The 18,370-nt window shown below is 31.0% G+C and carries 18 protein-coding genes and 1 other RNA gene; 9 read left to right on the top strand and 10 right to left on the bottom strand.

Annotation, left to right across the window (positions count from 1 at the left end; all coding sequences use genetic code 11):
- Nucleotides 1–115 precede the first annotated feature (115 nt).
- From lpdA to BXY80_RS06520, 3 genes are all read right to left on the bottom strand, one after another.
- Nucleotides 116–1,516: a dihydrolipoyl dehydrogenase gene (gene lpdA, locus BXY80_RS06530; protein WP_120200466.1), complete on the bottom strand. Its 1,401-nt coding sequence runs from the start codon at nt 1,514–1,516 to the stop codon at nt 116–118.
- Between the two features lie 95 nt (nt 1,517–1,611).
- Nucleotides 1,612–2,238 (bottom strand): CPBP family intramembrane glutamic endopeptidase, encoded by a 627-nt coding sequence (locus tag BXY80_RS06525; RefSeq protein WP_120200465.1) that lies wholly within the window; start codon nt 2,236–2,238, stop codon nt 1,612–1,614.
- Between the two features lies 1 nt (nt 2,239).
- On the bottom strand, nt 2,240–2,698 hold the full coding sequence (locus BXY80_RS06520) for an Lrp/AsnC family transcriptional regulator (RefSeq protein WP_120200464.1): 459 nt from the start codon (nt 2,696–2,698) through the stop codon (nt 2,240–2,242).
- 187 nt (nt 2,699–2,885) lie between these two features.
- Between BXY80_RS06520 and BXY80_RS06515 the strand changes: the two genes are divergently transcribed.
- Nucleotides 2,886–4,112 (top strand): aminotransferase class I/II-fold pyridoxal phosphate-dependent enzyme, encoded by a 1,227-nt coding sequence (locus tag BXY80_RS06515; RefSeq protein ID WP_120200463.1) that lies wholly within the window; start codon nt 2,886–2,888, stop codon nt 4,110–4,112.
- A 52-nt stretch (nt 4,113–4,164) separates the two neighbouring features.
- On the opposite strand, the gene BXY80_RS06510 is transcribed toward BXY80_RS06515, so the two are convergent.
- A complete protein-coding gene (locus BXY80_RS06510) occupies nt 4,165–5,184 on the bottom strand; it encodes a metal-dependent hydrolase (RefSeq protein ID WP_120200462.1) in 1,020 nt (339 codons plus the stop codon).
- 85 nt (nt 5,185–5,269) lie between these two features.
- Between BXY80_RS06510 and nhaC the strand changes: the two genes are divergently transcribed.
- The 5 genes from nhaC (at nt 5,270) to BXY80_RS06485 (ending at nt 8,558) form a co-directional block, all read left to right on the top strand.
- Nucleotides 5,270–6,736: a Na+/H+ antiporter NhaC gene (nhaC, locus tag BXY80_RS06505; RefSeq protein ID WP_120200461.1), complete on the top strand. Its 1,467-nt coding sequence runs from the start codon at nt 5,270–5,272 to the stop codon at nt 6,734–6,736.
- A gap of 140 nt (nt 6,737–6,876) precedes the next feature.
- Entirely contained in the window at nt 6,877–7,515 is a 639-nt protein-coding gene (locus tag BXY80_RS06500) for a peroxiredoxin (protein WP_120200460.1), read from the top strand.
- A 95-nt stretch (nt 7,516–7,610) separates the two neighbouring features.
- On the top strand, nt 7,611–7,919 hold the full coding sequence (locus BXY80_RS06495) for a thioredoxin family protein (protein WP_120200459.1): 309 nt from the start codon (nt 7,611–7,613) through the stop codon (nt 7,917–7,919).
- 9 nt (nt 7,920–7,928) lie between these two features.
- On the top strand, nt 7,929–8,186 hold the full coding sequence (locus BXY80_RS06490) for a DUF6952 family protein (RefSeq protein WP_120200458.1): 258 nt from the start codon (nt 7,929–7,931) through the stop codon (nt 8,184–8,186).
- Between the two features lie 138 nt (nt 8,187–8,324).
- On the top strand, nt 8,325–8,558 hold the full coding sequence (locus BXY80_RS06485) for a DUF2007 domain-containing protein (protein ID WP_120200457.1): 234 nt from the start codon (nt 8,325–8,327) through the stop codon (nt 8,556–8,558).
- Nucleotides 8,559–8,597: 39 nt separating this feature from the next.
- Here the strand turns inward: BXY80_RS06485 and BXY80_RS06480 are convergent, their stop codons facing one another.
- Nucleotides 8,598–10,223 (bottom strand): ABC-F family ATP-binding cassette domain-containing protein, encoded by a 1,626-nt coding sequence (locus BXY80_RS06480; protein WP_120200456.1) that lies wholly within the window; start codon nt 10,221–10,223, stop codon nt 8,598–8,600.
- Nucleotides 10,224–10,473: 250 nt separating this feature from the next.
- On the opposite strand from BXY80_RS06480, the gene BXY80_RS06475 reads away from it, so the two are divergent.
- Nucleotides 10,474–11,913: a TlpA family protein disulfide reductase gene (locus BXY80_RS06475; protein ID WP_120200455.1), complete on the top strand. Its 1,440-nt coding sequence runs from the start codon at nt 10,474–10,476 to the stop codon at nt 11,911–11,913.
- A gap of 35 nt (nt 11,914–11,948) precedes the next feature.
- Here BXY80_RS06475 and fsa read toward each other — a convergent pair whose 3' ends face one another.
- The 4 genes from fsa to ffs form a co-directional block, all read right to left on the bottom strand.
- Nucleotides 11,949–12,602, bottom strand: coding sequence for a fructose-6-phosphate aldolase (gene fsa / locus BXY80_RS06470; protein ID WP_120200454.1), 654 nt, complete (start codon nt 12,600–12,602; stop codon nt 11,949–11,951).
- Nucleotides 12,603–12,715: 113 nt separating this feature from the next.
- Entirely contained in the window at nt 12,716–13,132 is a 417-nt protein-coding gene (locus BXY80_RS06465) for a hypothetical protein (RefSeq protein WP_120200453.1), read from the bottom strand.
- 46 nt (nt 13,133–13,178) lie between these two features.
- Nucleotides 13,179–13,982: an SDR family oxidoreductase gene (locus tag BXY80_RS06460; RefSeq protein ID WP_120200452.1), complete on the bottom strand. Its 804-nt coding sequence runs from the start codon at nt 13,980–13,982 to the stop codon at nt 13,179–13,181.
- 59 nt (nt 13,983–14,041) lie between these two features.
- Nucleotides 14,042–14,140: signal recognition particle sRNA small type (ffs, locus tag BXY80_RS06455), an RNA gene on the bottom strand.
- A gap of 94 nt (nt 14,141–14,234) precedes the next feature.
- Between ffs and BXY80_RS06450 the strand changes: the two genes are divergently transcribed.
- Together BXY80_RS06450 and BXY80_RS06445 are read left to right on the top strand one after the other, a co-directional pair.
- Nucleotides 14,235–15,263 (top strand): glutaminyl-peptide cyclotransferase, encoded by a 1,029-nt coding sequence (locus BXY80_RS06450; protein WP_245977196.1) that lies wholly within the window; start codon nt 14,235–14,237, stop codon nt 15,261–15,263.
- Between the two features lie 223 nt (nt 15,264–15,486).
- Nucleotides 15,487–17,040, top strand: coding sequence for a hypothetical protein (locus BXY80_RS06445; RefSeq protein ID WP_120200450.1), 1,554 nt, complete (start codon nt 15,487–15,489; stop codon nt 17,038–17,040).
- A gap of 52 nt (nt 17,041–17,092) precedes the next feature.
- Here the strand turns inward: BXY80_RS06445 and glyA are convergent, their stop codons facing one another.
- Nucleotides 17,093–18,367 carry a serine hydroxymethyltransferase gene (gene glyA / locus BXY80_RS06440; RefSeq protein WP_120200449.1) on the bottom strand — a complete coding sequence of 425 codons (1,275 nt, stop codon included), beginning with the start codon at nt 18,365–18,367 and terminating at the stop codon, nt 17,093–17,095.
- Nucleotides 18,368–18,370: the final 3 nt, after the last annotated feature.

Raw genomic sequence — 18,370 nt, 5'->3', positions numbered from 1 at the left:
TAAAAAATATACGAATAAAAATTAGTTTACTAACTACCAAAATATTATAAATGTTAATGTATAAAAAAAGCGAACCAAATGGTTCGCTTTATCTATTTAATAACTTAGTTATTATTTATATATGCAAAGCAATATCATCTGTAGCAGCTAAAGCAGCTTCCTTAATAGCTTCTGTAAATGTTGGATGTGCATGCGACATACGAGAGACATCTTCTGCGGACGCTCTATATTCCATAGCAACTACTGCTTCTGCAATCATATCTGCAGCACGAGCTCCAATCATATGTACGCCTAAAATCTCATCTGTATTAGCATCTGCTAGAACTTTTACAAATCCATCGATATCCATACTTGCTCTACTTCTACCTAAAGCACGCATTGGAAATTGACCAGTTTTGTATGCTATTCCTGCTGCTTTTAATTCTTCTTCTGTTTTACCAACAGCTGCAACTTCTGGCCATGTATAAACAACACCAGGAATTAAATTATAATCAATATGCGGTTTTTGTCCTGCAATCGTTTCTGCTACTAAAACACCTTCTTCAGAAGCTTTATGAGCTAACATTGCACCTTTAACCACATCACCAATGGCATATATATTAGATACGTTTGTTTGTAAATGCTCGTTAGTTTCAACTTGACCTCTATCTGTAAGTTTTACACCAGCAGCTTCTACATTTAAGCCATCTGTATAAGGGCGACGCCCTACAGAAACTAAACAATAATCGCCTCTAAGCTCTACTTCTTCTCCTTTTTTATTGTCTGTTTTTACTACAACCTCATCACCAACACGTTCAACAGATTTTACTTTGTGAGACACGTTCATTTTGAATTTAGCTTTCTTAAAAACTTTATTTAGTTCTTTAGATAAACCAGCGTCCATTGTAGGAATAATGCGATCCATATACTCAACAATAGAAACTTCAGAACCTAGACGTCTGTATACCTGACCAAGTTCTAAACCAATAACACCACCACCAATCACAATCATATGTTTAGGGATTTCTTTAAGCTTTAAAGCTTCAGTAGATGTAATAATTCGCTCTTTATCTATATTAATAAAAGGCAAACTAGATGGCTTACTTCCTGTTGCTATAATGGTGTTTTTTGCTTCAATCTCACCTGCATCTTTTCCATCAATTGTAATATGTGTTGCATCTTTAAAACTACCTACACCTTCATACACATCAATCTTATTCTTTTTCATTAAGAAATCAATTCCAGATGTAGTTTGGTCAACAACACTTTGCTTACGAGCAATCATTTTTTCAATGTTTACTTTTACATCTCCAGGGATTTCAATACCATGAGCATCAAAATGCTTTATAGCATCTTCGTAATGATGTGAGGAATCTAAAAGTGCTTTACTTGGTATACAACCTACATTAAGACAGGTACCACCAAGTGTTGAATATTTCTCGATTATGGCTGTTTTCATGCCTAATTGTGCGCAACGAATTGCTGCTACATAACCACCAGGACCAGAACCTATTACTGCTACATCGTATGAATTCATAAGATAATTTTTATCAGATTTTTATAAAATGAGTACAAAAATACGACTTTGATTTATGATTAACCAATAGGTTTAATGAAATTTAAAGTTTAAGATTAAGACGGAAAACCAAGCATCTCTCCCATTCCAACTGTAAATAACCAACAGCCATAAATAGCATGCTCAATAGAAACCAAAAGCGTTGATTTAGTTTTTTTATAGGTTAATGCAAATAAAATGCCTCCAATAAATGTTAAGAACATGACTAAAGTATTTTTAAAAAAAATATGTGCTAATGAAAACAAAGTAGCATTAACAATAATAACTAACCATTCGCTCTTAAACAACGATTGGTAACGCTGAAAAAAAAACGTTCTATAAATAAGTTCTTGAGGATATACTGAAAAAAAACTATACACAAAGAGAATAGCAATCCATAATAAAGGTTTGTAAAGTACTACAATAAATAGGTTATCTATATCTACAATCTGCATATAAATTGATGTAATGATTGCAATGCCAACTAATTTTATAAACGTTGTTTTCCAAAACTGATTCCAATTTAGATTTGAAGCAACTTTAAATTTATTTTTTTCAACTTTAAGAAGCATATAAATAACATATATAAACCCAAAAAATCCAATAATCATTTTCATCCAAATAGGATAAGTGATTGCAAAACTTACCGGAATTAAGACAAATATTAAAAATAATTCTACGAGTTTATATTGATTAGATCTCATATTAAATGGTTATAACTGTTGTGTGTTTAACTTCATTAATCATAAATGTGCTATGCGTACTCCCAATATGACTTATTGTTGTTAGCTTTTTTACCATGAACTCTCTAAATGCTTCCATATCTGAAACAATTACTTTTAGTAAATAATCATAATCTCCACTAATATGATAGCATTCTAAAACCTCATCTAATTTAGTAACATCTCTTTCAAACTGCATCACATAATCTTTTGAATGTTGCAACAGTTTTATATTACAAAAAGCCACAAAACTTTTATCAATTTTTTTCTTCTCAATTAATGCTACATAGCGAGATATAATACCTTCTCGTTCTAGTTTTTTAATACGTTCATAGACAGCTGTAACAGATAAATTAAGCTTGTTAGATAGCTCCTTGTTGGTTTGCTTACTATCAGTTTGAAGTAACACTAAAATTTGCTCATCAATTTCATCTAAAATCATAATCGAAAAATTTTCAGTTTAAATACAATCAATGCTATTTTAAATTAAAATAAATCATTAAAAATAACTTTGAATAGATTTATTTTCTATAATAAATCAAATATATTGATTATTAGTCTAATAATATCGAATTTTGAAGCTTAATTAACTAGGTTTCGACTACGCTCAACCTGACAAAGCAATAAATATGAAATTTAAACCAGCAAATAACATTCAAGACTTACAATATTTTGGAGAATTTGGAGGTGTTAATCCTTCAATTTCTGATTCCTCTACTTATACCTTTTTATCAGCAAAAACAATGTTTGATACTTTTGAGGGTAATGCAGATGGATGCTACTTATATTCTCGACATACTTCACCTTCAAATTTATACCTAGGCGAAGCTTTAGCAGCAATGGAAGGCACAGAAACCGCAAATGTTTCGGCTTCTGGAATGGGAGCAATTACTCCTGTAATTATGCAATTATGTGGTGCTGGTGACCATGTTGTTTCTAGTAGAACAATTTATGGAGGTACTTACGCATTTCTTAAAAACTTTACACCTCGTTTTGATATCCAAACTTCTTTTGTAGACATTACTAAACTAGATGTAGTTGAAGCTGCAATTACCAAAAACACAAAAATATTATACTGTGAGTCTGTTAGTAATCCCTTATTAGAAGTTGCAGATATTGCTGCTTTAGCTAAGCTTGCAAAAAAGTACAACTTAAAATTAGTAGTAGATAATACATTCTCTCCTTTATCTATTTCTCCTGCAAAGTTAGGTGCCGATGTTGTAATACACAGCTTAACAAAGTTTATCAACGGCTCAAGTGATACTGTTGGTGGTGTTGTTTGTGGTACTCAAGAATTTATTAACGAGTTAAAAGATGTAAACAGCGGAGCTTCGATGTTATTAGGATCTACAATGGATAGTTTACGTTCTGCTTCTGTATTAAAGAATTTAAGAACGCTACATATTCGTATGGAGCAACATAGCAAGAATGCAACATATTTAGCCGAACAATTTCAATTACTAGGTCTAAAAACAGTTTACCCAGGATTGGTTTCTCATCCATCTCACGAGATTTTTAAATCCATGATGAATGAAAAATATGGTTTTGGTGGTATGCTTACTATAGATGTTGGCTCTTTAGATAAAGCAAATGCTTTAATGGAAATGATGCAAAATAAAAACCTTGGGTATTTAGCAGTAAGTTTAGGATTCTATAAAACACTATTCTCTGCTCCTGGTACATCTACATCATCTGAAATTCCTGAAGACGAGCAAGTAGAAATGGGATTAACAGATGGACTAATCCGTTTTTCTATTGGATTAGATGCTGATATTGAGCGTACGTTTGAAATGATGAAAGCTTGTATGGAAGAATTAGATATTTTAGAAAAAAGAGAAGTTGTAGAGTTAGTTTAACTTTCTAATTAATACTATTAAAAAGCCTTTTAGTTAATAACTAAAAGGCTTTTTAATTCCCTTTAATTCTATTCCAAAATAATTCTAAATCATCATCTTTAGGCGGTGAAGGCTCGAAATCTTTCATATCATATCGATTGCCCTTTTTATATAAATACAATGAAAATACTGAAGAATTTGGATCATCTGCATTCAATAATGGATAACGTAAATCGTTAAAGCGAATAGTGTCGCCTTTTTGTTTAGATAAATTATAATAGCCATTACTAAACCAATCTAAAGTTTTTATATCTGGATTAGTATTTGGTAAAATGCCATGGTTTTTTGGTAGTATTTGCCAATTAGAAAATTTTTGCTCTTTATCTAGTAGTGAATAAAATCCTACATGATAACTATCTTTGGTTTCTGCAATACCATACCATAAAACATTGTTTAAAATTGTTGGTTGTGTGCTATAACGACTAAAACTAATTTGTTCATACTCTAAGGAAGATTTAAAAACAGAATCAATATAAATTTTATTACCAATAGTAAACAGCATATATGCAGAACTAATACCTAAAGCTAGTTTCAACCATAGTTTTCTACGTTTTGTATTGCGTTTAAAAAACATTGAAACAAGTATGCATAATAAAAACGGAATGGTATACATTGGATCAGCAACCGAAATGTTATTAAAAGCCACACGATACTCAGAAAAAGGTAAAAACCATTGCGTACCATAAGGTGTAAATGCGTCCAAAATTATATGTGTGAATAAGGACCAGAAGAAAAGTTTAATCCAATCTCTTAACGATGTAGTATAACGCCGCTTACCTTTATCATACAGTTTAAAGACTATCCAGCCAAAAGCAAAGGCGCCTATAATTGAAAATAATATAGAATGACTAAACCCACGATGCGCAGCCAAAATATCAATTTCGTTATTAAATAACCAACGTGATGTAAACACATCTAAATCTGGAATTGTGCCACCAATAGCACCAAACAATAAAGCTTTATTGCCAATTTTCTTTCCTAAAACTGCTTCTCCACAAGCAGCACCTAAAACGATTTGAGTAATTGAATCCATAAATTGCTGAGCAAAAGTACATAACTAAATCGATTTGCAAATCGATTAACAAAATCGTAACATTACAAAACAAAATTCCTAACTAATGCAAGACGATAATCTTTCCGAATTTAAAGCAGATAAAGAAAACGTAGTAGATAATAAAGAGCTTAATATTTTTGAAGCCTTGGTTCCTGTTGTTATATTAATGGGGCTTTTAGCCTATAATATCTTTTTTGTTGAAGACCAAGAATGGTTAGGAGCTTACACCAACCAACTCATATTATTAATGGGTGCTTTTGTAGCAATGATTGGTGGCTTTATGAATAAAGTCCCACCAATGGTTATGGTAAAAGAGGTTTGGGAAAATCTAAAAAGCATTTTTGTTCCAATTATGATTTTATTTTTAGTTGGTGCTTTAGCAGGAACATGGCTTATTAGTGGAGTAATACCAGCAATGGTTTATTATGGTTTACAAGTATTGAGCCCTGAAATATTTTTACCTTCATCTGTCATCATTTGTGCCGTAATTTCTATTGCTACTGGTAGTTCTTGGACCACTTCAGCAACTGTAGGTATTGCTTTAATTGGTATTGGTAGCGCTTTAGGGATTCATCCAGGCATGATTGCTGGTGCCGTTATTTCTGGCGCATATTTTGGAGATAAAATGTCACCATTAAGTGATACCACAAATTTAGCTCCAGCTATGGCCGGAACAGATTTGTTTACACACATAAGATATATGGCTTACACGACCGTACCAACAATTTTAGCTACACTAATTATTTTTTCAATTTTGAGTGTCACGATTGAAACAACAGGTACAGCAGATATTAGCTTTTTACTAACAAATATTGATAAAACATTCAATATATCACCATGGCTTTTTCTAGTTCCAATAGGTGTAATTATACTAATTCTTTTCAAAACAAAACCATTAATAGCTTTAGGAGCTGGCGTTTTATTGGCAATCATTTTTGCATTTATTTTTCAAGGAAACATCTTAAGTGGTTTATCAGATTCTAAACTAAATGCTATTACGAGTTCAATTTTTACTGATACACAAATTACAACAGACAATGAAAAACTTAACGACTTGTTTTCTGCTGGTGGAATGAAAGGTATGCTATGGACAGTTTACTTAACTATTTGTGCTATGGTTTTTGGAGGTGTCATGGATGCTATTGGTGCTCTATCAAGAATTACAAAAGCCTTACTATCTGTTGCAACTACAATTTTTGGTTTATTTGCTAGTACTGTTATTAGTTGTTTAGGATTAAATACCATTGCAAGCGACCAATATCTAGCCATTGTAATTCCAGGTAAAATGTTTAAAAAAGCATTTGACGATAAAGGTTTAGCTCCAGAAAACCTAAGTAGAACACTTGAAGATTCTGGAACAGTAACTTCTGTGTTAATTCCTTGGAATACTTGCGGAGCTTATCAAGCTGGTGTTTTGGGAGTTCAAACTGGAGATTACTTTATGTATGCTTTCTTTAATTGGCTAAGTCCATTTACTACACTTTTATTTGCCGCTTTTAGAATAAAAATAAAAATGATGAAATCTAAATAGATGTTTGCTATACGTGTCAACAACTTTCATAGCTAAAATCTATTATTCGATAAAGATTTAAAATTTGATTTTATTAAAAAACTAGTAATGTAATGTATCTTTGTACTAGAAAATAATAATCAATAAAAAATTTATAAAAAATGGCATTAGTAGGAAAACAATTCCCAGACATTAACGTTGACGCAATGAACGATATGGGAGATACTTTTAAAGTGAACGTTCTTGAAGAAGCAAAAAAAAATAACAAAAAAGTTGTATTGTTTTGGTATCCAAAAGATTTCACGTTTGTATGTCCAACAGAACTTCACGCTTTTCAAGCTGCAATTAGTGAATTTGAAAAAAGAAATACAATTGTAATTGGCGCATCTTGTGATACTCCAGAAGTTCACTTTGCATGGTTAAGTACTTCAAAAGACAATGGAGGAATTGAAGGTGTTACATATCCAATTTTAGCAGACAGTAATAGAAATTTATCGAGCATCTTAGGTATTTTAGATATTACAAACGAAGTGTATGACGAAGAAACTGGTACTGTTCAAGTTGAAGGAGATAACGTAACATATAGAGCAACTTATATTATTGACGAAGAAGGAACTGTTCAACACGAAAGTATTAACAATATGCCTTTAGGAAGAAATGTAAATGAATATTTAAGACTAATTGATGCTTTAACTCATGTGCAAGAAAAAGGTGAAGTTTGCCCTGCAAACTGGGAAGAAGGAAAAGATGCAATGGCACCAAATGCTAAAGGTACTGCTGAATATTTAGCGTCGCACTAAACAATATAAATGTTATTTAATTATGGTGATACAATTTGTTAGTTAGCATACAAATTGTATCACTTATATCATGGTTACTTATAAAATCACCTCTTATGATTCAAGAATTAGAACAAGACAATTTACAAGACATCGTAAATAATAACGACACCGTTATTGTACAGTATTCTGCAACATGGTGTGGCAATTGTAGAATAATGAAACCAAAATTTAAGAAATTAGCTTTAGAAAACGAAAGTTTAACTTTTGTAATTGCTGATGCTGAAAAATTTCCTGAATCTAGAAAATTAGCTACTGTAGATAATTTACCAACATTTGCTACATTCAAAAATGGTGAATTTAAAAATCAAGTTCAGACTAATAAATTTGATGTTTTAAAAGAATTAGTTGACGAAGTTATATAAACAGAAACTATGAAACTACCTGTAATAAAACAACTAACACAATTTATTGAAGATAATGATGAAGATTTTGTTATAGAGACTATTGAAACTCTAGAAAATCTTACAGAAGTACCTTCTTTAAAAGATGAAGAATTAGATGTTATTGGAGAACTTATTTCTAATATGTATGGAGCCATTGAGGTAAATAAGATGATAAAAAGTGGCACTCCTAAAAAAGAAGCACTAAATAACTTTATGCAACGTGTTTTAGGCTCAATAGACAACTAAATAAGTTAAGGTATCTTATATACATTTAAAAAGCGTTCTAATTTTGAACGCTTTTTTTAGTTAAAGACTTCTTAATTTATAGTGTAACATTCAGCTCTTTTTTGTACCTTATAGGTAAGAATTTTAAACCTAAAACTTATGTCAGACACAGATTATATAAAAATATTTTCAGGAAGCTTTATTGTTGTTCAATTAGTTATGGATAGACTCATTAGCGTTGGTATAAATGCTATTTTAAAAGATGAATCGGAATCTGGTCGTCTTGCTGGCTTTGGTTCTTCTATTCAAGGATTTCAAGAACTCTATGTTAGTAAAGACGAACTTGATAGTGCTGTACCAATAGTTGAAGCTGTTAAAGCTGAATTGCAGTAATAAAAAAGCCCTGATTTATAAATCAAGGCTTTTTTATTATTAAGCTGTAACTGCATACATTTTTTCTCGTAGTTCTTTTATCTTTTTATCAACCATATACTCATCAAAAGTCATATAACGGTCAATTATTCCGCTTGGTGTTAACTCAATAACTCTATTAGCAACTGTTTGAGCAAACTCATGATCATGAGTTGTAAACAAAACGGTTCCTTTAAAATTCTTTAATGAATTATTAAACGCAGTAATACTCTCTAAATCTAAATGGTTTGTTGGTTCATCTAACATTAAAACATTAGCTCTCATCATCATCATTCTACTTAACATGCAACGCACTTTTTCTCCTCCAGAAAGTACATTAGATGTTTTTAAAGCTTCCTCGCCACTAAAAATCATCTTACCAAGGAAACCACGAATATATACTTCTTCTCTTTCTTCTTCTGTAGTTGCCCATTGGCGCAACCAATCTACTAGTGTAAGTGTATTATTAAAAAACTCACTGTTATCTAAAGGTAAGTATGATTGAGATGTTGTAACTCCCCAAGCGTATTTTCCAGTATCTGCTTTATCATTTCCGTTTATAATTTGATAGAATGCTGTAGTAGCTCTAGAATCTTTTGAGTAAATAACTACTTTATCTCCTTTAGCAAGATTTATATCTATGTTTTTAAATAAAATGTCACCATCTATTGAAGCCGAAAGGTTTTCGATATTTAAAATTTGATCTCCTGCTTCTCTATCTCTTTCAAAAATTAATGCAGGATAACGACGACTAGAACGCTTAATATCTGCAATATTTAATTTTTCGATCATCTTCTTTCTACTCGTTGCTTGCTTAGATTTTGCTACGTTAGCAGAAAAACGACGTATAAATTCTTCTAATTCTTTCTTTTTCTCTTCAGCTTTTTTGTTTTGTTGCGCATGTTGCCTTGCTGCTAATTGAGAAGATTCATACCAAAACGTATAATTTCCTGAAAAGTGATTGATCTTACCAAAATCAATATCAGAAATATGTGTGCAAACAGAATCTAAAAAGTGTCTATCATGTGATACTACGATAACGCAGTTCTCATAGTTAGCTAAAAAGTTTTCTAACCAAGAAATAGTTTCGTAATCTAAATCATTGGTAGGCTCATCCATAATAAGCAAATCAGGATTTCCAAAAAGTGCTTGAGCCAAAAGCACACGTACTTTTTGCTTACCATCTAAATCTTTCATTAAAGTATAATGAAACTCTTCTTTAATGCCTAAGTTTGAAAGCATTGCTGCTGCATCACTATCAGCATTCCAACCATTCATTTCTTCAAACTCAACTTGAAGCTCTCCAATTTTTTCAGCATTTTCATCTGTATAATCTGCATATAATGCATCAATTTCAGATTTCAATTTAAATAAGGGTTTATTACCCATAATAATTGTTTCTAAAACTGTGTGCTCATCATATAGATTATGATTTTGCTCCAAAACAGACATACGTTTTCCTGGCTCTAAATGCACATGTCCAGATGTTGGTTCTTGCTTTCCAGCTATAATTTTTAAAAACGTAGACTTTCCCGCTCCATTTGCTCCAATAATTCCATAGCAATTTCCATTATTAAAAGTAGTGTTTACTTCATCAAATAGTATACGTTTTCCAAACTGTACCGAAAGGTTAGAAACTGATAACATAGTAATCTTTTTATATTTTTCTCAGATATTTATATTTATTAATTTGCGCTTTACAAACCTACAATTGAGCACAATTTACTCCTTGACATAAACCTCATTTGTAAGTTTGTGCAAAAGTAGATAAATCAATCCATAAGAGGAAATAAATAAAGGTCTTAGTAATATTTAACAGCGTATTAACAAGACTTATACGTTTCAAGTTCTATTTTTGTTATAGAAACTTACTTTAGCCTACATTATAGTTATAAATATGAAACTTTACATAGTTACTTTGTTAACGGCTCTTTCCCTTATAGGTTGTAAAGATAAAACTACTGAAGATAGTGGTTTCACATATTTTGGTGGTGTAATTATAAACCCAAACAACAACTATGTTATAATTAGCGGTAAATCTGCTAAAATGGATACACTTTACTTAGATTCTAAAAATAGATTTCATCATAAAATAAAAAACCTAGGAGCAGGTATGTACACATTTGCTCATGGTGGTGAGTATCAAATGATGGTTTTAGAACCAAACGATAGTTTATTAATTAGGTTAAATACGAATGCCTTTGATGAATCTCTAGTTTTTACAGGAAAAGGCTCTAAGAAAAACAACTTTTTAATAAAATCTTTTTTAAGAGACGAGAAAGCCAACAAAAAAATCATTAAATACAATACACTAGAGCCTGAACTATTTGAAACTCTTATTGATTCTGTTAAGACTAGTAAACTAAATAACCTTGAACTGTTTTTAGATAAAATCCCTAGTTCAGATTTTTTTAAAAAAATAGCCAAAGCCAACATTAACTATAATTACTATACCTATAAAGAAATTTATCCGTTTGGTTATTACGGAAAAAAACAGCTAGTTCATTTTAAAGATCTTCCAGATGGCTTTTATGATTTTAGAAGTGAAATAGATTATAATGATAATGAGCTAACTAATTTAGCTCCATATAACAGATTCCTTTTTTGGCACTTTAGTAATCTTGCTTTAAAAAATTATTACAAAAACAGCCATGACCATCACGATTTTAATCGTATGTCTTTAGACTATAATTTAGAAAAGCTAAATCTAATTGATACACTTGTTGAAGATGAGACTATAAAAAATTATTTATTAGAGCATCATGCTAGAGAGTTTATTTTTAATAGCAAAAACAATGATGAATCTAATAAGCTATTGAACTCATATTTAGAAAAAAACACAAATAAAAAAAGTGAGAGTCACATTAAAAGGCTTGTAGAATCTATGAGTAATTTAACACCCGGAAATAAGCTTCCTTATGTTGAAATTCTAGATTTTGGTAATAATACAATTAGTCTGAGTTCTGTAATAAAGCAACCAACTGTCATCTATTTTTGGTCATCAAATTTTAAAATGCATTATAGAAACAGTCACTATGCAGCTAAGGAGTTAAAAGAAAAATATCCAGATGTTAATTTTATAGCTATTAACATGAATGATACAGACCTAAATTATTGGAAAAAAACGCTAAAGCAATTTAAGTACTCTGTAAAAAATGAATACAAGCTTAAAAACCCTAATGTTGCTTTTAAAAAGCTTGCGCTTGAATTCTCTTCTAAAGCTATTATTGTTGATGCAAAAGCAAAAATCATAAACTCTAATACTAATCTTTTTAGTGAAGATTTAGGTATAGAACTTGAAAATTTATTAGCCAAAAACAAAAAAGCTCTTAAATAAAATTACTTAAGAGCTTAATTATATATTACAAAAGATTAATTCCCTTTTTTATAATCTGCTAAAAACTTTTCTAACCCTATATCTGTTAATGGATGTTTTAACAATCCTACTATAGAACTTAATGGTCCAGTCATAACATCTGCTCCTAATTTTGCACAATCAATAACATGCATCGTATGACGAACAGAAGCTGCTAAAATTTCTGTATCAAAACCATAATTATCATATATCATTCGTATTTCTGCTATTAGATTTAAACCATCTGTAGAGATATCATCTAACCGACCAATAAATGGAGATACATATGTTGCTCCTGCTTTTGCTGCTAACAATGCTTGTCCTGGAGAAAAAACTAATGTTACGTTAGTTTTAATGCCTTTATCACTAAAATATTTACAAGCTTTAATTCCATCTTTAATCATTGGTAGTTTAACAACAATTTGGTCATGTAAATCTGCTAAAGCCTCACCTTCTCTTACCATGCCTTCAAAATCTGTAGCTATAACCTCAGCACTTACATCGCCATCTACAATATTACAAATGTCTACATAATGTTTTAAAATATTGTTAGTCCCTGTAATACCTTCTTTAGCCATTAATGACGGATTAGTTGTTACGCCATCTAATATGCCTAGTTCTTGTGCTTCTTTAATTTGAGCTAGATTAGCTGTATCAATAAAAAATTTCATCTTTATATTTTTATTAAGTTGTGTTTTAAAATATGTTGCGAATTTACAATTTTAAGATACTTTTAAATCTATTTTTTAATTAAAACATATCAACAAAACTATTAAAGTGAAATTTAGTTGATAATTATTGTATAGGTTTTAGAAGTTGAATCTGAGCATAATGAATCTTCATACGTATCTGTATCGTAATCATAATATACTGGAGGATCCACATACAAATAGACTGTAAATGTATAACTGCCAGAAGTTTGAGGAATTCCTTCAATATATATAGTTCTATGATCTACAAACATTTCTAAGCCATCAGGCAAGTTTGTAATATCATCAAAATAGTACGCATAATCATCGTCGCGTGGCTCATTCTTAATTTCTGCTCTTATATCTTGGTAATAAAACTCATTTACATAACCAATTTCAAAAGTCTTATCTGGTAGTTCTGGTCTTACATTGATTATACAATCAATAATATCATCACAGCTAGTAAATACAAAAAAGGAAAGTGTCAATAAAAAAAGTAGAGGCTTTTTCATGATTATTAGTTTCAAAACTAATTATCAAATAACGTACCAAGTTATATTATAGCTTATAGTGATTAAGCAATAATTTCTCATAAATTTTATCTGGTAGAATACGTTTTAAAACTATTGAGAATTTTTGCATAAACTCTCCAACCTTATAATGAATTTTTGGGTTTTTAGTATTAATAATTTTAAAAACAGCTTCTGCCATATGCTTTGGATCCATACCTTGATCTACATGTTCATCCATTAATTTTAATGAATTTCCGTAAGATTTTTTATAGGGCGAATTATCTTTTACAGGCGCATGATAACGACCCGCAGCAATATTAGTTGCAAAATCTCCAGGCGCAACATTAGTCATCTTTATATTGAAACTCTTAATTTCCATTCTAAAAGCTTCAGTTATCAACTCTAAAGCACCTTTGCTTGCGCTATAAATACCACGATATGGCAGGCCCATATATCCAGCTATTGATGTAACATTAATAATTAACCCAGAGTTTTGCTTGCGCATTTGTGGCAAAACAGATTTAATGACATTAATAGGTCCAAAAAGGTTAGTCTCAAAATTTCTTCGTATTTCCTCATTAGGAATTTCTTCTAAAGGACCAGTAATTCCTGCTCCAGCATTATTAATTACCACATCAAGTCTTCCCGATTGCTTAACAACAGAAACGATAGCATTTTCAATAGATTCAACATCTGAAACATCTAAGGCAATTAAAGGAAATATTGAATTAGCATGATTTTTAGGATTTCTGCTTGTACCATAAACCGTAAACCCTTTTTTGAATAAAAACTCACCAATAGATTTACCTATTCCAGAAGAACCACCTGTAATTAATATTACTTTAGACATGTTTTAAGAAAAATTAGTGTTCAAAAATACAACTTAAAAAGGAAAATATAGGGTACAAAAAAAGGCAAGCTACCTACATCACACCGCTACGACCGCTTACCTTTGCTGCGTTCCCGCCCTGGAGGATTCAACAGGAGCTGGTTGTGTAGGACTTGCCGGCTGCAAAGATACAATCTTTTAATATTTTCACAATGTTTTTTTAAACTGAATTTTAATAAATATATTGCTCAAAAATTATTAAGAATGGTTTCAATGTTTAAGTTTTTTATAATCACAATGTTAAGTCTGTTATTATTGACTTGTGGTAACACATCTAATGCTGTAAAAAACAATTTTTCAATTAAAACTAATGCTAAAAATAATTCAGTAGCTATAGGAGAAACGCTTAATCTGTCCATAAAAAACCCAAATAAAAAAGCTATCACTTCTGTTACCTATAAAATTGATGGTAAAAACGTATCTGATAGTTTTGTAGTAGAAAACCTAAAACTAGGTGTGCATAACTTAACAGCTACTATACATTATAATGACGCATCAGAAGAAAAGTCTACAAAAATCACCATATTAAATAATAATCCACCAAAAATATACACTTACAAAATTGTGAATGAATACCCTCACGATATTACTTCATATACTCAAGGATTAGAATTTTACAACGGTGATTTATATGAAAGTACAGGTCAATATGGAGAATCAAAATTGAGAAAAGTAGATTACAAAACAGGAAACATTATACAGAATGTAAATTTAACTAGGCAATATTTTGGCGAAGGCTTAACAGTTTTAAATGATAAGATATACCAATTAACATGGCAAGAAAATACTGGTTTTGTTTATGATGTAAATTCTTTAGAAAAAACTGGCAGCTTTAAATATGGCCAAAGTAAAGAAGGTTGGGGAATCTGTAATGACGGGAGACAATTATACAAAAGCGACGGTACCGAAAACATATGGTTATTAAATCCAGACACTCAGGCAGAAGAATCTAAAATTCAAGCCTATACTAATAAAGGAAAAATCATAGGACTTAATGAAATGGAATGGGTTAATGGTAAGATATATGTTAACAGATATCAAAAAAATGGTGTCGCAATTATTAATCCAGTAAATGGTGCAATTGAAGGTGTTATTGATTTTTCTCCACTTAAAAAACTAGTAACACAACATCAAGGTTTAGATGTTTTAAATGGCATTGCTTACAACCCTGAAACAAAAACCGTTTTCGTAACTGGAAAACGCTGGGATAAGGTTTTTGAAGTAGAAATTACAGAAAAATAAAAACCACTTCTTCATTTTACCAAAAAAACACAATTAAAAATAATAGTAATCATACTAAATAATGCTTTCAAAAGTTATATTTTTAACACTTGAAACGCATTAAATATTTTTTGCCTTAAATAGAATTCAATATTACATGAAACAAGCGTGCTAAAAGTTTTATCATTAAGTAAAATGATTATAGCGAACAGCGTGCGACCTTTAAAAGCAATAAACAAAACACATGAAAAGAGTCTTATCCTTTATACTTACGCTTTCAATTTTAGTCCTTTGGAGTTCTTGTAGAAAAGACTTTGAGTTTGATCCAAGTACAGGAACTTTAGAGTTTTCTAAAGACACTGTTTATTTAGACACTGTTTTTACAGACATTGGATCTAGTACATACAACCTTAAAGTTTATAATAGAAGTGATAATGATATTGTTATTCCTACAGTTAGATTAGGTGAAGGTCAAGCTTCTAATTACAGATTAAATGTTGATGGTTTAGCTGGTAAAGAGTTTGAAAACATTGAGCTTTTAGCAAAAGACAGTATGTTTATTTTTGTTGAAACAACAATTGATATTCAAGATTTAACCAATTCTGAAACTCAATTTTTATACACAGACGCCATAGAATTTGATACTGGTGCAAATCAACAAAAAGTAGAGCTTGTTACTTTAGTTAAAGATGCGATATTTATTTATCCAAATAGAGACGATACTACAGGAATAATAGAAACGCTCACTTTTGATGTTGATGGTGATGGAACCCAAGATGAAACTAATATACAAGGGCGTTTTTTAGAAACAAGTGAACTTACTTTTACCAATGAAAAACCTTATGTGATTTATGGTTATGCAGCTGTAAATGAAGGAGAAACACTAACCATTGAAGCTGGAGCAAGAGTGCATTTTCATGCAAATTCTGGTTTAATTGTTACTAATAACGCATCTTTAAAAGTTAATGGCGAATTAAGTAATGACCAAGATCTTTTAGAAAACGAAGTTATTTTTGAAGGTGATCGCCTTGAAGATTTGTTTTCTAATATACCTGGACAATGGGGAACCATTTGGTTATTTGTTGGCAGTGTTGATAATGATATTAATTATGCAACCATTAAAAATGCCTCAGTTGGTATTTTATGCGAAGGCAATCAAGATGCAATTGATGATAAGTTAACCATTACAAATTCACAGATATATAACTCAAGTAATTTTGGAATTTTAGGCAGAGCAACTTCTATAAGCGGAGAAAATGTTGTCATAAATAATTCTGGACAATCCTCTTTTGCTGGTACTTTAGGCGGTAAATACAATTTTACACATTGCACACTAGCAAATTACTGGAATACTAGTTTTAGGCAATTCCCTTCTGTGTTTTTAAATAACTACGTGCTAGATGAAAATGGTACACCAATTAGTAACACCTTAGAGCAAGCAAACTTTAATAATTGTATCATCTACGGAAATGATAATGCAGAATTACTCTTAGATGAGAACAACGGAAGCGCTTTTAACTACATGTTTACAAACAATTTAATACGTTATCAAAGTAATACAAACCCAATAGACTTTACAGATAGTATGCATTTTGCAAACATTATATTAAACGAAGATCCAGATTTTAAAGATGGCTTTGAAAACATGTTAATGATTGGAGATGATTCTGCAGCAAATAATTTAGGAAATAATTTATATGACTTTTACGCTAATCAAGTTCCGTTTGATATTCTAAACACAAGCAGAATAACTTCACCAGACTTAGGAGCCTATCAACATATAACTTTTGAAGATTAACAAAAAAAGGCTTAGAAAAATTTCTAAGCCTTTTTTATTAATAGTATTCTTTTTAAGCAACAAACAATGGCAAATCTTTCATCATCGTATTTACTTTTGTTGCAATAGCTGCTAACTTAGTTTCATCTTCATAATTAGTAATAACATCATCAATAAAACCAACAATAGTATCCATATCCTCTTCTTTTAAACCTCTAGTTGTAATTGCTGGTGTTCCTACACGAATCCCTGAGGTTACAAAAGGTGATTTATCATCAAAAGGAACCATGTTTTTATTTACAGTAATATCTGCTTTTACTAAAGCCTGCTCTGCATCTTTACCTGTAATATTTTTGTTTCGTAAATCTATTAGCATCATATGGTTATCTGTTCCATCAGAAATAATATGATAACCTCTATCTACAAATGCCATAGCCATAGCTGCTGCATTACGTTTTACTTGTAACATATAATGCATATATTTATCTGTAAGAGCTTCACCAAAAGCAATAGCTTTAGCTGCAATAATATGCTCTAATGGTCCACCTTGATTTCCAGGAAAAACTGCAGAGTCAAATAAAGATGACATTTTTCGCAGGTTTCCATTCTTTAATTTTAAACCAAATGGGTTATCAAAATCTTCTCCCATTATAATCATTCCTCCTCTTGGACCACGCAAGGTTTTATGAGTAGTTGTTGTTACTACATGACAATGCGGAATTGGGTCATTCATAATGCCTTTAGCTATCAAACCAGCTGGATGCGATATATCTGCCATTAAAAGTGCGCCAACACTATCAGCAATTTTTCTAAAACGCTTAAAATCCATATCGCGTGAATATGCTGAAGCTCCTGCAATAATTAGTTTAGGCATTTCGGCTTTAGCAATGGTTTCCATCTTATCATAATTAATAAGACCATTCTCTTCATCTACACCATAAAACACAGGATTATATAATTTCCCTGAAAAATTAACTGGAGAACCATGAGTTAAATGTCCGCCATGTGATAAGTCGAAACCTAATATTTTATCTCCTGGTTTTAAACACGCTGCAAAAACTGCTGTATTTGCTTGACTTCCAGAATGCGGTTGTACATTTACCCAAGAAGCACCAAATAAGGCTTTTGCTCTATCAATTGCAATTTGCTCAACTTCATCTACAATTTCACAACCGCCATAATAACGCTTTCCAGGATAACCTTCAGCATATTTATTTGTTAAAACTGATCCTGCAGCTTCCATTACTTGGTCACTAACAAAATTCTCTGAAGCTATAAGTTCTAAACCATGTAATTGTCTTTCTTTTTCAGCTTCAATAAGCTCGAAAATTTGTTGATCACGTTGCATATA

Source organism: Ichthyenterobacterium magnum, assembly GCF_003610635.1.
Taxonomy (GTDB): Bacteria; Bacteroidota; Bacteroidia; order Flavobacteriales; family Flavobacteriaceae; genus Ichthyenterobacterium; species Ichthyenterobacterium magnum.
The sequence above is the reverse complement of the archived record's forward strand: the minus strand, read 5'-3'. Positions and strand labels throughout refer to the sequence as shown.

Bases quoted from the DNA above. Each gene is read 5' to 3' on its own strand.
- lpdA (WP_120200466.1), bottom strand. From the start codon at position 1,516: ATGAATTCATACGATGTAGCAGTAATAGGTTCTGGTCCTGGTGGTTAT.
- BXY80_RS06525 (WP_120200465.1), bottom strand. From the start codon at position 2,238: ATGAGATCTAATCAATATAAACTCGTAGAATTATTTTTAATATTTGTC.
- BXY80_RS06520 (WP_120200464.1), bottom strand. From the start codon at position 2,698: ATGATTTTAGATGAAATTGATGAGCAAATTTTAGTGTTACTTCAAACT.
- BXY80_RS06515 (WP_120200463.1), top strand. From the start codon at position 2,886: ATGAAATTTAAACCAGCAAATAACATTCAAGACTTACAATATTTTGGA.
- BXY80_RS06510 (WP_120200462.1), bottom strand. From the start codon at position 5,184: ATGGATTCAATTACTCAAATCGTTTTAGGTGCTGCTTGTGGAGAAGCA.
- nhaC (WP_120200461.1), top strand. From the start codon at position 5,270: ATGCAAGACGATAATCTTTCCGAATTTAAAGCAGATAAAGAAAACGTA.
- BXY80_RS06500 (WP_120200460.1), top strand. From the start codon at position 6,877: ATGGCATTAGTAGGAAAACAATTCCCAGACATTAACGTTGACGCAATG.
- BXY80_RS06495 (WP_120200459.1), top strand. From the start codon at position 7,611: ATGATTCAAGAATTAGAACAAGACAATTTACAAGACATCGTAAATAAT.
- BXY80_RS06490 (WP_120200458.1), top strand. From the start codon at position 7,929: ATGAAACTACCTGTAATAAAACAACTAACACAATTTATTGAAGATAAT.
- BXY80_RS06485 (WP_120200457.1), top strand. From the start codon at position 8,325: ATGTCAGACACAGATTATATAAAAATATTTTCAGGAAGCTTTATTGTT.
- BXY80_RS06480 (WP_120200456.1), bottom strand. From the start codon at position 10,223: ATGTTATCAGTTTCTAACCTTTCGGTACAGTTTGGAAAACGTATACTA.
- BXY80_RS06475 (WP_120200455.1), top strand. From the start codon at position 10,474: ATGAAACTTTACATAGTTACTTTGTTAACGGCTCTTTCCCTTATAGGT.
- fsa (WP_120200454.1), bottom strand. From the start codon at position 12,602: ATGAAATTTTTTATTGATACAGCTAATCTAGCTCAAATTAAAGAAGCA.
- BXY80_RS06465 (WP_120200453.1), bottom strand. From the start codon at position 13,132: ATGAAAAAGCCTCTACTTTTTTTATTGACACTTTCCTTTTTTGTATTT.
- BXY80_RS06460 (WP_120200452.1), bottom strand. From the start codon at position 13,982: ATGTCTAAAGTAATATTAATTACAGGTGGTTCTTCTGGAATAGGTAAA.
- BXY80_RS06450 (WP_245977196.1), top strand. From the start codon at position 14,235: ATGTTTAAGTTTTTTATAATCACAATGTTAAGTCTGTTATTATTGACT.
- BXY80_RS06445 (WP_120200450.1), top strand. From the start codon at position 15,487: ATGAAAAGAGTCTTATCCTTTATACTTACGCTTTCAATTTTAGTCCTT.
- glyA (WP_120200449.1), bottom strand. From the start codon at position 18,367: ATGCAACGTGATCAACAAATTTTCGAGCTTATTGAAGCTGAAAAAGAA.